This is a genomic window from Virgibacillus sp. LDC-1 (assembly GCF_030137545.1).
Taxonomy (GTDB): domain Bacteria; phylum Bacillota; class Bacilli; order Bacillales; family Amphibacillaceae; genus LDC-1.
Window position 1 is genome coordinate 1 of sequence record NZ_JARUVL010000021.1, and the last position, 14,177, is coordinate 14,177.

At 36.9% G+C, this 14,177-nt stretch carries 12 protein-coding genes; 5 read left to right on the top strand and 7 right to left on the bottom strand.

The genetic code is table 11. The features are described from left to right. The first annotated feature begins 261 nt into the window (after positions 1-261). Positions 262-987 (top strand): Crp/Fnr family transcriptional regulator, encoded by a 726-nt coding sequence (locus tag QBK89_RS13690; protein WP_284141619.1) that lies wholly within the window; start codon positions 262-264, stop codon positions 985-987. A 57-nt stretch (positions 988-1,044) separates the two neighbouring features. Here QBK89_RS13690 and moaA read toward each other — a convergent pair whose 3' ends face one another. The 7 genes from moaA to QBK89_RS13725 all read right to left on the bottom strand — a co-directional run bounded on the left by moaA (position 1,045) and on the right by QBK89_RS13725 (position 10,618). Then, positions 1,045-2,058 (bottom strand): GTP 3',8-cyclase MoaA, encoded by a 1,014-nt coding sequence (moaA, locus tag QBK89_RS13695; protein WP_481937837.1) that lies wholly within the window; start codon positions 2,056-2,058, stop codon positions 1,045-1,047. A gap of 133 nt (positions 2,059-2,191) precedes the next feature. Next, complete coding sequence (locus QBK89_RS13700) at positions 2,192-3,607, bottom strand: tetratricopeptide repeat protein (RefSeq protein WP_284141621.1); 1,416 nt, start codon at positions 3,605-3,607, stop codon at positions 2,192-2,194. Positions 3,608-3,640: 33 nt separating this feature from the next. Continuing rightward, positions 3,641-4,117, bottom strand: a complete 477-nt coding sequence (locus QBK89_RS13705; RefSeq protein ID WP_284141622.1) for a hypothetical protein — start codon at positions 4,115-4,117, stop codon at positions 3,641-3,643. Between the two features lie 48 nt (positions 4,118-4,165). Then, positions 4,166-4,849: a respiratory nitrate reductase subunit gamma gene (gene narI, locus QBK89_RS13710; RefSeq protein ID WP_284141623.1), complete on the bottom strand. Its 684-nt coding sequence runs from the start codon at positions 4,847-4,849 to the stop codon at positions 4,166-4,168. A 32-nt stretch (positions 4,850-4,881) separates the two neighbouring features. After that, positions 4,882-5,424 carry a nitrate reductase molybdenum cofactor assembly chaperone gene (narJ, locus tag QBK89_RS13715; protein ID WP_284141624.1) on the bottom strand — a complete coding sequence of 181 codons (543 nt, stop codon included), beginning with the start codon at positions 5,422-5,424 and terminating at the stop codon, positions 4,882-4,884. Positions 5,425-5,475: 51 nt separating this feature from the next. Next, positions 5,476-6,945: a nitrate reductase subunit beta gene (gene narH, locus QBK89_RS13720; protein WP_284141625.1), complete on the bottom strand. Its 1,470-nt coding sequence runs from the start codon at positions 6,943-6,945 to the stop codon at positions 5,476-5,478. Further along, positions 6,935-10,618 carry a nitrate reductase subunit alpha gene (locus QBK89_RS13725; protein WP_284141626.1) on the bottom strand — a complete coding sequence of 1,228 codons (3,684 nt, stop codon included), beginning with the start codon at positions 10,616-10,618 and terminating at the stop codon, positions 6,935-6,937. Before QBK89_RS13725 ends, narH begins: the two co-directional genes overlap by 11 nt. Positions 10,619-10,836: 218 nt before the next feature. Here QBK89_RS13725 and QBK89_RS13730 point away from each other — a divergent pair, with 218 nt between their 5' ends. The 4 genes from QBK89_RS13730 to QBK89_RS13745 all read left to right on the top strand — a co-directional run bounded on the left by QBK89_RS13730 (position 10,837) and on the right by QBK89_RS13745 (position 14,103). Beyond that, complete coding sequence (locus QBK89_RS13730; RefSeq protein ID WP_284141627.1) at positions 10,837-12,330, top strand: nitrate/nitrite transporter; 1,494 nt, start codon at positions 10,837-10,839, stop codon at positions 12,328-12,330. Between the two features lie 78 nt (positions 12,331-12,408). Continuing rightward, complete coding sequence (locus QBK89_RS13735) at positions 12,409-12,639, top strand: HAD hydrolase-like protein (RefSeq protein WP_284141628.1); 231 nt, start codon at positions 12,409-12,411, stop codon at positions 12,637-12,639. A gap of 468 nt (positions 12,640-13,107) precedes the next feature. Continuing rightward, positions 13,108-13,563 (top strand): SRPBCC family protein, encoded by a 456-nt coding sequence (locus QBK89_RS13740; RefSeq protein WP_284141629.1) that lies wholly within the window; start codon positions 13,108-13,110, stop codon positions 13,561-13,563. 183 nt (positions 13,564-13,746) lie between these two features. Further along, positions 13,747-14,103, top strand: a complete 357-nt coding sequence (locus QBK89_RS13745) for a DUF4368 domain-containing protein (protein ID WP_284141646.1) — start codon at positions 13,747-13,749, stop codon at positions 14,101-14,103. Positions 14,104-14,177: the final 74 nt, after the last annotated feature.

Below are 14,177 nucleotides of genomic sequence, written 5' to 3' on the forward strand. Positions count from 1 at the left end.
TTAAAAAATAGATAGGAATATAAACGGTTGACGGTCAATTTCGAAGCCCCTTTAGGGGCCTCGTTGGTAAAGTGCCCTTATAGGGCGAAACTAAAACCGCCCGTTTTACGGGCGGATAGTTACTTAAGCTAAATAATTTTTGCGAATGTTCACTTTATCGTAATCAATCGAGATGTTTACGTATAGAATAAGTGTTAGAATGAAGGTAATTAGTTATGTCGTAATTATCTTTTTAATGAAAAATGGAAGGGGCTGAGAAAATTGTACTCTAAGTTATTGGCTGAACAACATTCTAATAAAGACACAAATATATCAAATGAACTGCGGAAGTTGTTATGTTCATTGGGAACACCTAAAAAGATAGAGAAAGACGAATACCTTTATCATGAGGGTTCAGATGCTCAAGAAATATTTCTTATCCAATCGGGCTTGGTACACATTACATTGCTAACTTCAGATGGTAAGGAACTTTCTATGCGTATTTGTAAAAGTGGTGACATATTCGGAGAGCTTACTTTGTTTACAAATAATCCAAAGTACTTACTAAGTGCTCGGGCTCTTCAAAAAGGGGTAGTTCTTCTTATTGATAAAGAGAAGTTGGAACAAGAACTAATGACCAATAGTGCACTTACTTTTGAATTTATGAGATGGGTAAGTGATCATATGCGTAAATTCCAATCGAAAATTAGAGATTTATTATTGAATGGAAAAAAAGGTGCCTTATACTCCACGCTCATCCGTTTATCTAATAGCTATGGAAAAGCGAACGAGGATGGGTTACTAATTGATATTGCCATGACAAATCAAGAGCTAGCTAATTTTTGCGCAGCTACACGCGAAAGTGTAAATCGAATGCTAGCAGAGCTTCGGACATTAAATGTTATTTCCATACAACAAGATGGGAAAATATTAATTAAAAATGTTCAATTTTTAAGAGATGAAATTGGGTGTGATAATTGTCCGATAGAAGTGTGTAACATTAATTAGTTGATTGATTATACAAGTAATACGCATGTTGAGCTTTCACTTGTCAGAAAGCGTTACTTAGCCACCTATATAAGACATTTCAATCCGCTTCTTTTTTAAATTCGACGTTCCTATTCGTTCATCTGAATAACGGTCCTGTCGGTTATGCCATATTTCTTTAATTGCAATTTGAATTTCTTTATTTGATAACCCTGAACGAATCATTTGTTTTAGATCAATTCCATCAGAAGCGAATAAACACGTATATAACTTTCCATCAGCAGCGATTCGTGCACGCGTACAAGTAGAACAAAAAGATTCTGATACAGAAGTAATAAAGCCTACCTCCGTATTTGTTCCTTTATAATAATACCTTTGAGCAACCTCACCCAAGTAACTGGACTTTATTGGCTCTAAAGAAAAAGAATGTGATAATGTATCGATGATTTCTTTTTTTGTTACCACTTTACTTAAGTCCCATTTATTCGAAGTACCAACATCCATAAACTCTATAAAGCGAAGTGTTATCCCCTTTTCTTTAAAAAAGGCTGCCATTGGTAAAATTTCTTGTTCATTCATTCCCTTTTTTACAACCATATTTACTTTAACAAGCAACCCCGCAAGAGACGCTTTTTCGATGCCCTTTAAGATTTGATTCGTAGCAATTCCGCTATCATTAATAGCTTGAAACGTGTCGTTGTTCAAGGCATCTAAGCTTACATTAACACGTTTTAATCCTGCTGCTACTAGCTGATCTGCTAATTTCTCTAACAAGACACCGTTCGTTGTGAGACCGATATCCTCTAATCCATCTATAGCCGACACGTGCGCTATTAATTTAGATAAATTTCTTCTCAAAAGAGGCTCGCCGCCAGTAATGCGTAACTTTTTTACTCCGAGTTCAACAAAAATAGATGCAAGTCTTTCAATCTCGTCAAACTGTAACATGTTATCCTTTGGCATGAATGTATAATCTTTTCCAAAGATTTCTTTTGGCATACAATATCTACAACGAAAATTACAACGATCTGTGACGGAAATCCGTAAATCACGCATTGGCCGACCAAGTTTATCTGTAATGTTCATCACTATTCCTCTTTCCATCGATTTATATTGTCTATATTATAATGCTAAAGAAAAGAGCAAGCTGTTAAAAACATCACGCGCGAAGAATTTGTTTAATCGAAAATGGCACACTAAGCTCTGCAATGGACAATGATAAAACTTAACATGTTTTATCTAATTGTGTTAATTTCATTTGATAACTTCTAATTTCTTCTGCAATTCCCCTTCTTTTATAAAAAGAGATTACAAGTCGATATGCTTCTTTAAGCAGTGTGTAATTGTTTGTTTTTCGTAATAATTCGATGCTTTGCCTATATGCCGCTTCTGCCTTTCTAAAATCAGGATTACTTTTTTTCTCATAGCAGGTAGCAAGTTTTAGAATGGCTATTCCTTGTTTCTCATGATGTGAAGAAGCTAACGTTGAAAATGCATGAATCGCATCAACATAATAGCTTATGGCGTCTTTGGTTTTCCCCTGCTCATAATGTGTGTCACCTAGTGCAATCAGTGAGTTTACGAAAGTGATTGTATTTTTTTGATTGTTTTCAGAAAGTAGATGTAATATTTGATGATGTATATTTACAAGCGACGCATCATTTTTCGTTTTTGTGTAAATTTCAACTAATCCTAAAAGCGTTTGAAGTCGAAGTAAAGAGAAGTTGTTGGAAACGATCAATCCCTTTTTATAATGAATCTCTGCTTGTTGTAAATCACCTGAAAGAAGGGAGAGCTTGCCGATTTTTTCGTTAATATAGGCTACTAGATATGGAATAGGGGGTTTGTGTGAAGAAATCCCTTTACATGCTTCTTGATAATATAGGCTTGCTCTAGTGAAGGCCCCCATATTCTCGTCTAATTCTCCTAACATCATGTTTATTCTAATAAAGTCAAGATCTGATTGTAGTGAGAGCCGCTCAAAAAGTGTTAAGACTTCTAACAGTTTCTTCCTTGCCAACTGCATGTTACTAAAGAAATAGATTTCTGCAATTTTAAGTTGAATTTGGGCAACAGAAGATGTATCATTTATCTTTTCATATGCTGTTGATAACCATTCTAGTCGATTAATTGCCTCGTTATAGTTCTCGGCTTGAACGTAAACATCAATCAACGTGTGCATTACTCGAACGGTTAGTGGATGCGTAGCGGAAACTATCTGTTTGAAATAGGTTATCGCTTTTTCAAATTGTATGATCCCATTTTCAAAATCGCCTTCATCGATAAAGACGCTTCCTAAATTACGATAAATATAGCCGAAAGCTAATAGGTTATCTGGTTCCTTTTTTTCTAATTGCTCCAGCAACTTGGCGAGTAATATCCGTGCTTCTTTAAAATGTCCATAAGCTCTTTCTAGCTCAGCGTAATTTAGAATTAATTCGATTCGACCAGCCATGTTAATGGTGGGACACTCGTTTACTTTTAATAGCGCTTGTTTAAAGTAGGTGACCGCTTTATCATAATGATGTGTTTTTCGATAATGATTGGCGATCGTGCTTAATGCAAAAAACTGCTTATCACGGTCTGTTGTTGTTTGCAACAATGCTTCTATTGCCTGTATGTTTGGTGACGTACCATTCATTTTGTTCCCCCCTTGTTCAAATAGTGAATCACATTACAAAATAATATGAACGAATATTAGAAAGAATAGTAGCATGCCTCCATAGAGATGTACTTTTCGTTTAAGCCCGCTTGGCCAATATTGACGTAACCATCCAGTGCTAACTTGAATGATTAATGTAAGTCCTGCTAGTATTCCGATGAACATTTTAGGATAGTCCAGAAGAATGCCGTACTTGTTCATAATCCAGATCGCATGGCAAAGAATAAGCAATAGTGCAGCAGTTCCACTCCATTTATGATAGGGCAGTGCTTTTTTAGAGATATTTGCGAATTTAATTTTTGTTTTTCTTCTTGGAGCATTACGAATCGTTGAAAAGACAGCGTGACGTGTCCAATTAAACAAAAACAAGAGTAATCCAATAAAGCCCAACCATAAAAACAAGGATATACTATGAAAATAACTTCGCTTTACTAACTGCCATATTGCTGTAATGAGCAATGCTAGGTTTAAATAAAACCACTTGTTCATCATTTTCCTCACCATACTTCATAGAATTTTTTCTTTACGAAACGTTCATTACACTTCTCTAGTAGGTATACGTTTTTTGTAAATAATATAGCTTCTCTGTAAGTATCTTATCGGAAAACTGAACACATGCACAAGTCTAGTGAATGGCCAAATGATATAAAGCGTAAAGGTAGATAAAATATGAATCTTAAACCAAATTGGTACGGTTTCCATCAGCTCTGGTTGAATATTAAAGTAGAACAGGCCTCGCAACCATGGTGCAATGGTGGTACGATAATCAAAACCATTCGCATCGATGTTTAGTGTAGTAGCGGTTACCCCGGTAATAATGACAATTAATAAAATGCCTAATGTGATCCAATCGCTCAAAGATGTTGTTGCTTTTATCCGTTTTACTTGAATTCTACGGAAGGTTAGAAGGATCGTTCCTATTAAAACAGCAATTCCTGCTGGAAGTCCAAAAGCGATAGCTAAGATATGATAGGTGTGCTCTGAGATTCCAACACGGTTATAAAATTCTATCGGGATTATTAAACCAAGCACATGACCTCCAAACACGAAGATAATTCCAAAGTGGAATAAGAGTGATCCCCATCGTAATCGTTTCTTTTCTAATAATTCACTAGACTTCGTTGTCCAGCCAAATTGATCTTTTTGATAACGGTACAGATGTCCACCAATAAATATTGTTAATACGATATATGGTAAAACACCCCATAAAATCCAATCCATTGATCATCCCTCCTTAATTGGCATTTTGTCATTTAAATCTTGTCGACTTGTTTTATGTTTATAGGAGCTAAACCATTTTTGTTCATATGGTTAAACAATGCATCAAACAAAAACACATAATGGCTTTGTAATGTATCAATCTTCTCACGCATTTCAGTTAATGCTTTTTGATGCATTTGCAGTAGTTCATTGCTTTTATCAACACTTACATTCGCACAAAATTCCAGCATAAGAGGTAAGAAATCGGGTAATTCTTTATCTGTGATATCAAATCCCTCTGATTGATAAAATTGTTTTAGTTTTAATAGCTCTATCCCGCGTTCTCTTTGCTCTCCTAGCTTTAGGTATGTGACGTACAGATTCGTTGTTTTTCCGAAATCGAAGTGTTCAATATAATGATCGATCCAATCGTCGAACGGCATTTGCTCTGATTGCGTAATAAAGTTCAAAAGATGATGCTTAGTAATCCCATCTTCAAGTTGTTCAATGTCATCGACCAGCTCAGGTAATATTTCTTTCATTTTTTGAGTTGGATATTGTAATAAAAAGGCGATTAATTGATAAACAGTATCCATTTTGTTCAACTCCCTATTCACACGGATTTTCTTCCATATCACATCGTTTGTTTAAACGATGCCACAACTTCCAGGTCCACCAGCAAAGTCCAACCCACAAGTTCCCTGTTCTTCATACAAGTCTTGTACTTCTTCTCTATGACTTTTTGGTATAACAAAGCGATCTTCATATTTAGCAATGGCTAATAGACGATACATCTTTCGGATGTCATCCTCCGTCAAACCTAAATCGGAAATCGAAGTTTGATCAAAAGCTTTTCCTGTTAAGTCTGCACGCATGTAACTACGCATTACAGTCATTTTTTTAAGAACGGTACGAATGTGTTCGGTATCACCAGCAGTTAAAAGATTAGCTAAATATTCAATTGGAATCCGCATATTGTCTATTGCAGGAAAGATGTCTGCGGTGTCCGCGTTACTCCCTTTTCCCTCAATCATATTCATGATTGGACTAAGTGGTGGAATATACCAAACCATTGGCATGGTGCGATATTCAGGGTGCAAAGGTAAAGCAATTTTCCAATCAATAATCATTTTATATAGAGGTGATTGTTGAGCCGCTTCAATCCAATCCATCGGAATGCCTTCTTTTTTTGCTTCTTTAATTACTTCTGGATCATGCGGATCAAGAAAAATTTCTAGCTGAGAATGATAAAGCTCCTTTTCGTCTTCTACAGAAGCTGCTTCGGACACTTTGTCCGCATCGTAAAGCATCACGCCAATATAACGAATTCTGCCTACGCATGTTTCAGAACAAATAGTTGGTTGCCCGTTCTCAATACGTGGATAACAAAGTGTGCATTTTTCAGCTTTATTTGTCTTCCAATTAAAATAAACTTTTTTGTAAGGACAAGAAGTAACGCAGTGTCTCCAAGCGCGACAAGCATTTTGATCTACGAGAACAATCCCATCTTCATCACGCTTATACATCGCTCCTGATGGACAAGCAGAGACGCAAGGTGCATTGATACAATGCTCACAAATGCGTGGAAGATACATCATGAATACATCTTCAAATTCTGTTTTAATGGATTCCTCCATTTGCATCACATTTGGATCTTGAGGTCCAGTTATATGTCCTCCAGCTAAGTCATCTTCCCAATTTGGCCCCCATTCCAAGTCCATAAAATCGCCAGTAATAGCAGATTTTGCTCGTGCAACAGGCTGATGCTTTTTTTCTGGTGAATTGATTAATGTTTCATAATCATAATTCCAAGGTTCATAGTAATCATCCAGTTCTGGTTGGTCTGGATTGTGGAATAAATTAAGTAAACGATTCGTTTTTGAACCGGATTTTAAACGAAGCTTTCCGTTGTTTAGTTCCCAACCGCCTTTATATTTTTCTTGATCTTCCCATTGTTTTGGATAGCCGATACCTGGCTTTGTTTCTACGTTGTTAAAGTACATATACTCTGCACCTGGACGATTTGTCCAGGTGTTTTTACAGGTGACACTACAAGTATGACAACCAATACATTTATCAAGATTCATTACCATTCCAACTTGCGCTTTAATCTTCAAGCCAATCAACCTCCTTAAGCTTTCGAATGATGACGTTTAAATCACGTTGGTTTCCTGTTGGACCATAGTAGTTAAAGCCATAGCTAAGTTGAGCATAACCACCAATCATATGGGTAGGTTTCACGTGTATTCTCGTTGGACTATTATGCGTCCCACCACGATTTTGTGTTAGTTTTGTTCCTGGTACGTGAATGTGTCTATCTTGAGCATGATGCATAAAAGCCATTGTTCTAGGGATTCGGTGGGATACAACGGCACGGGCAACAACGACGCCATTTCTGTTAAAGCATTCAATCCAGTCATTATCTTCTACATCGATTTCTTTCGCATCATCTTTATTAAGCCAAATGGTTGGACCACCTCGAAATAGAGTTAACATTGGTTGCGCGTCGAAATACATGCTATGAATCGACCACTTATTATGTGGTGTTAAATAATTTAATGTGATTTCTTTTCCTTCTGTCTTTGGTCGATTTGATCGAAAAGGCTGTTGGTTCAAGATTGGCTTATACACTGCAAATGCTTCGCCGAATTCTTTCATCATGTCATGATCGACAAAGAAAGACTGTCTTCCTGTAATCGTACGGAAAGGTATTAATCGTTCAATATTTGTTGTAAACGGAGAATACCTTCTACCATCTTTTTCTGAACCACTAAACGCTGGTGATGTAATAACCGTCATTGGTTGCTTTGTAATCTTTTCGAAGGTAAATCGTTCTTCTTCTCGTTCAGAAGCTAGATCCCTTAAATCTACGTTCGTTATTTTTTCAAGTGACTCCCATGCCTTCGTGGCGACTTTTCCATTAGTTGTTGAAGAAAGCATTAATACAGCTTCACATGCATTCCGCGCACTTGTAATATCTGGGCAACCATTAGCAATACTTCCATTTTCAATTGTCCCAAGGATGTGCTTTGCCTGTTCATACTCTTTATCCATGCTCCAGCTAATTCCTTTACCACCATAAGGTTTAAGAGCGACATTCGGTCCAAGCGCAGTCATTTTATGATAAATTTGCTTATAATCTCGCTCGACAATATGAATATCTGGCATTGTTTTTCCTGGAATTGGTTCACATTCGCCTTTAGACCAGTCTTTAATTTCGCCATATGGTTGTGCCATTTCTGCTTTTGAATCATGTTGTAAAGGTGTCGCAACTACTTCTTTAATCGGCTCAAACGAAACTTCCGCAGCTAAATCAGATACGCCTTTTGCTAATTGCTTGAAGATGTCCCAGTCTGATTTCGATTCCCAAGGTGTCGCTATGGCAGGATTAAATGGATGTACAAATGGATGCATATCCGTACTAGATAAATCGTGTTTTTCATACCATGTCGCTGCTGGTAGGATAACATCTGAATAAAGTGCAGTCCCTGCCATGCGGAAGTCTAGATTAATTAATAAATCAAGCTTTCCTTCAGGTGCATTTTCCCGCCATGTGATCTCTTCTGGCTTTAAACTATCTTCATCTGAATTAAGCAAGCCATGACTGGTACCTAATAAATGTTTTAAAAAATATTCATGGCCTTTTCCCGAGCTTGAAATTAAATTGGCTCGCCATACAAACAAGTTACGTGGGAAGTTAACGGCATTATCTGGATCTTCTATGGAAAATTGCAGGGATTTATTTTTCAGTTGTTCTGCAATATAACTTCCTATTTCTTCTTGTGATTCATGGTCATTCGCCACAGCTTCCTCGTAAAGATCAATCCCATTTTTATTAAATGTAGGGTAAGAAGGAAGCCAACCTAGACGAGCTGCTAGAATATTGTAATCTCCGTGATGGTCATAACGTGCTTTATTTATATTTGCAGCTGCTAGTTCACTAACTGGCGTTTCCTCGTAACGCCATTGATCTGTAGCAAAATAGAAAAACGACGTTCCGTTTTGTAACTTCGGAGGTCCACCCCAGTCTTTTGCCGTAGCAATCGTGTTCCATCCTTCAGCTGGTCGTAGCTTTTCTTGACCAACATAATGTGCCCAGCCACCGCCATTTACCCCTTGTGCTCCAACCATCATGACAAGATTAATAATGGCGCGATAGATTGTATCTGAATTGAACCAATGGTTGATTCCTGCGCCCATTATAATCATGGAGCGTCCTTTCGTATCAATGGCATTCTGTGCGAACTCTCGTGCAATCTTAATTACTAGATTTCTATCTACGCCAGAAATAGTTTCTTGCCAAGCAGGAGAAAATGGAGCTATATCATCATATTGCTTGGCAACTTCGCCACCTATTCCCCGGTCGATTCCATAGTTGGCTAACATTAAATCATATACGGTAGTAATATATTCTTGTTTGCCATTTATTTCGATTGTCTTAACTGGAACGGCTCGTTTTACCATTCGTTTCGAGATGTCGTCAAAGTACGGCATATCGACGGAAACAATATTGTCTTCTGAGCCAAGGAAGCTAAGAAGGGGTTCGATTGCTTCTTCTGTGTTTTCATCGATTAAACGCAAATTCCATTTGCCGTTTTCATCCCATCGTGCGCCCATTGTGCCATGTGGGATAGCGAATTTATTAGTGGATGTATTAAATAATGCCGGTTTCCACGCATTGTTTTCAGATTCTATCCCTATATCTTTTGCGTGTAAAAAGCGATCTACGCTAAGACCATCTTCGCCAGCCTTTAAGCGAACGGCAAACGGAAAATCTGTGTATTGCTTTGCATATTGTTCAAAATAAGGCGTTTTTTGTTTATGATAAAATTCATTTAAAATAACATGGCCCATTGCCATTGCAACAGCGCCGTCTGTTCCTTGCTTTACGGACATCCACTCGTCAGCAAATTTCGTTGATTCCGCATAATCGGGGCTAACGGAAATAACCTTTGTACCACGATATCTTGCCTCAGCTAAGAAATGAGCATCTGGTGTTCTAGTAAGTGGTACATTAGAACCCCAAGTCATGATATATCCTGCATTAAACCAATCGGAGCTTTCTGGGACGTCTGTTTGATCACCCCAAATTTGTGGTGAAGCGGGTGGTAAGTCGGCATACCAATCATAAAAGCTAAGCATCGGACCACCAATTAAAGACATAAACCGACTTCCGGCTGCATGGCTCAGCATAGACATAGCAGGAATTGGTGAAAATCCTACATTTCGATCTGGTCCATATTTTTTGATCGTATAGAGGACAGATGCGGCTATTAGTTTTGTGACCTCTTCCCACTCTGCGCGTACTAGCCCTCCTCTTCCTCTCGCTTGTTTATACAGTTTTGCTTTTTCTTTATCCTCAACAATACTTGCCCATGCTTCTAACGCATTGGTATGTGTTTCCAGTGCTTCTCTCCATAAATGCAACAATTTTTTTCGAATATAAGGGTACTTCACACGCAAAGGACTGTATATATACCATGAAAAGCTAGCTCCTCTCGGGCATCCGCGTGGTTCAAATTCCGGCATATCTGGACCTGTCGTCGGATAGTCTATTTGCTGTCCTTCCCAAGTAACGATTCCGTCTTTTACAAAGATATTCCAACTGCATGATCCAGTACAGTTGACCCCGTGGGTGGAACGGATGACCTTATCATGTTGCCATCTACGACGGTAGGCGTTTTCCCAATCGCGATTCCCTTCTTGTAATTGGCTATGGTTATCGGAGTATGTTTCCTTTGGTTTTAAATAGTTCAATCTTTGCCATAACGGAGATGGTTTTTTTTTCATCGTAAATCCCTCCTTGGAATTTCTCTTAATTTATATGTCTATTGAAGCATTTAAAAATTCCCTATGGTGTGAAAAACTTCACATCAAAATGGAATGTCACGATTTCGTCAATATTGCTTTAAAAATTTGTTTTCGTGTGATGTTTTTCACAATATATAGCAAATTTTGTATCTAAACTGAGATTAATAATAAATTTAAAAAAGGTTAGGTGAGCAAATATGAAAAAATCAAGTGTTCAGCTGTTGTTACAAACATCAAATCTGTTTGTAGGTTTTATGGTGTGGGTGCTTATTTCTTCTCTTATGCCTAGTATTAAGGAAGATATTATACTAACCTCTGGGCAAGCTTCACTCATTACAGCAATCCCTGTTATTTTAGGTTCTTTATTGCGCATTCCGATTGGCTTTTATACAAATCGATTAGGAGCAAAAAAACTATTTATCATTAGCTTTATCATTTTGTTAGTTCCTGTGTTTTATATTAGTTTTGCCGATTCTTTTATCGATTTAGTTGTTGGCGGTCTAATACTCGGTATAGGTGGTGCGGTGTTTTCCATTGGGGTAACGTCACTTCCAAAATATTACCCTAAAGAAAAGCACGGGTTTATTAACGGAATATATGCTATTGGAAACGTGGGTACGGCGATAACAACATTTGCAGCACCAGTTTTAGCTGGCCTTATCGGTTGGCAAAGCACAGTCCGTTTATATTTGATTTTGCTGCTTGTATTTACTTTAATAACCTTTCTATTAGGAGACCGTGACGAGTCAAAGATCAAGCTTTCGATGGGAGAACAAATTAGAGGCGTTTATAAGAATACAAAGCTTTGGTTTCTAAGTTTATTTTATTTTATTACCTTTGGATCTTTTGTCGCGTTTACTGTTTTTTTACCTAATTTTTTAGTGAATAACTTTGCTTTGAATCCAGTTGATGCGGGAATTCGTACGGCGGGGTTCATTGTACTAGCTACATTGATGCGTCCGATTGGCGGTTGGTTGGCAGATAAGTTTAATGCCTTTATTATATTGATGTTTACTTTTGTCGGTGTTGCTATTTCTGGTATTCTTCTGTCGTTTTCGTTAAACATTACCTGGTATTCCGTTGGAGCATTAGCTGTGGCGGTTTGTGTAGGAATAGGGAATGGGACGGTCTTTAAGTTAGTACCACTCTATTTTACGAAGCAAGCTGGTGTCGTGAATGGTATTGTTGCAGCAATGGGAGGGTTAGGAGGTTTCTTTCCACCATTGCTTTTATCTACTGTTTATAGCATGACAGGACATTATTCGATTGCATTTATGCTGTTATCTGAACTAGCAATGGTTTGTTTCGTTATCGTGATATTCATGTATTACAAAGACCAGTTAAATATGGAAAAGAGTATTATTGAGGGGACAGTAGAGGGGATTATCGTAACGAATAATAGCGGAATAATTCAAGATGTTAACCCGGCTTTTACGAAGGTAACTGGTTTTACAAAAGAAGAAGCAATTGGAAAAACACCTCGTTTATTATCGTCTGGTAAGCATGGCCCATCCTTTTACAATCAAATGTGGCGTACAATTGAATCCCAGGGCTTCTGGAAAGGTGAGATTTGGAATCAGCGTAAAAATGGTGACATTTATAAAGAATTGTTGACGATCAGTGCAATTGAAAACGATGCTGGTGAAGTGAAATTTTACGCAGGAATGTTTAATGAACTAGAAAATAATTAATTAGCAGGATTCTGGAATAGATATTTGGTTCCAGAATCCTTTTAATATGTCTTGGAAGCAAAAAAGAACCATGGTTATATGACACAATCAACACTTCATGCCGTACATCAACAGATGCTACGTAAACTAGCGGTATTCGGCGCACATGTAGATGATATTGCTTATTGTTCACACAAGCCTCATGAAGGCTGTCCCTGTCGAAAGCCGCAGCCAAAAATGCTCCTTGACCTTGCTAAAAAGCATCACATTGATTTAGCACGTAGCTATATGGTGGGAGAACGGAAACAGGATATAGAGGCAGGAAGTTAAAATGGCTATGGCCATATTCGGAAAAAAAGAAATGACAATGTATTGACTAATTTTATTAGATAGTCATCCGATGAAAACAATGTGCGAAGTATTTGATATACTAAAAGTACATACTATCAGTCATTAAATAAAACAATCTCTAATCGCGAGCGACAAGCCTTAAGGTGCACCGGAAATTCATCATCTTTTAATTGAAGAAGACCATAGGTAAGCCTTAAGCGTGTTAAGCGTTTAGTGAAGAAGTTGATATTAGATTAATAAACGCGAAAAAAATTCGCGCAATACAAGTAAGGCTCTATGTCAAACCATTGCATATTTCCTTTATATAATCATACTCTATTTTTAACCTAAAACAATTTAAGAATATGATGCTAGTATAAGTTTTTTCGTCACATGAATCTTTATTATGAACATAAAAAGTGGATGGAGTTGAATAACTGATAATTATATTATATAAGGAGACAACAAATGCCTATTATTAAGCATATACAAATAATACAAGCACCTATTAATTTATGTTTTGATCTTGCAAGAAATGTAGACATACATGTTAAAACTAGCTTTAAAACTAAAGAGAAAGCTGTAGGAGGGGTTACGGAGGGCTTATTAGAAAAGGGTGATACAGTCACTTGGGAAGCTATTCATTTTGGTATTCGACAAATATTAACAGTAAAAGTGATTCATATGAAAAAGCCTACTTTATTTGTCGATGTTATGATAAAGGGAGCTTTCAGTTCTTTTAAGCATACCCACCAATTTATTGAAATGAATGATTTTACTGTAATGATTGATGTATTTGAATATAAGTCGCCTTTTGGTCCGATTGGTGTTATTGCAGACAAATTATTTTTAAAAAAGTATATGTCAGACTTTATATATTCTCGTGGAAAAGAATTAAAAAGAATTGCAGAAAATAATAGTTAACAATATCATATATAACCATTATATAAAACTCCATAAGACGTATCTACTAAACGTGTTTTTTATCTTCCATCATCTCTTCTTTGTGTTCATTAGAGACTAAACATCAAAAGAATAATACTCAAAACTACTACTAAACGTATCGTTGAATTAGATGTTATTTTCAAACGCTTTTAAGAGGATTAGATTTCTGGGAACCTCAGTGATCACCGATTTTTTCACTTATCCGGTGAGTATGAGAAAGAACAAGAAAGATTAAAAGCGTCATCTCATACATTACAAAAAGAGTTAAAAGAACACGAGAAAAAGAAAACAAATATCCGAAAATATGTCCAGATCGCTAGAAAGTATACGAAACTGGAGAAGTTGGAAACGGCAATTTTAAAAGAATTAATCGACAAAATTTTAGTGTCAGCGATAGGTCATCAAACCAAGACACAGGAGATTACCATTGTGTATAATTTTATTGGTGCGTTTGATTTTAATAGAGCGATTCATCAAACGAAAAGAAAAGATAAACATACAATAGTTGAGCTCATTTAATATTCCATCAACTTTGTATCCATGCTTTCTTAATTCAGAACACCTTATAAAGGCTGATTTATATTTTGAAGTTT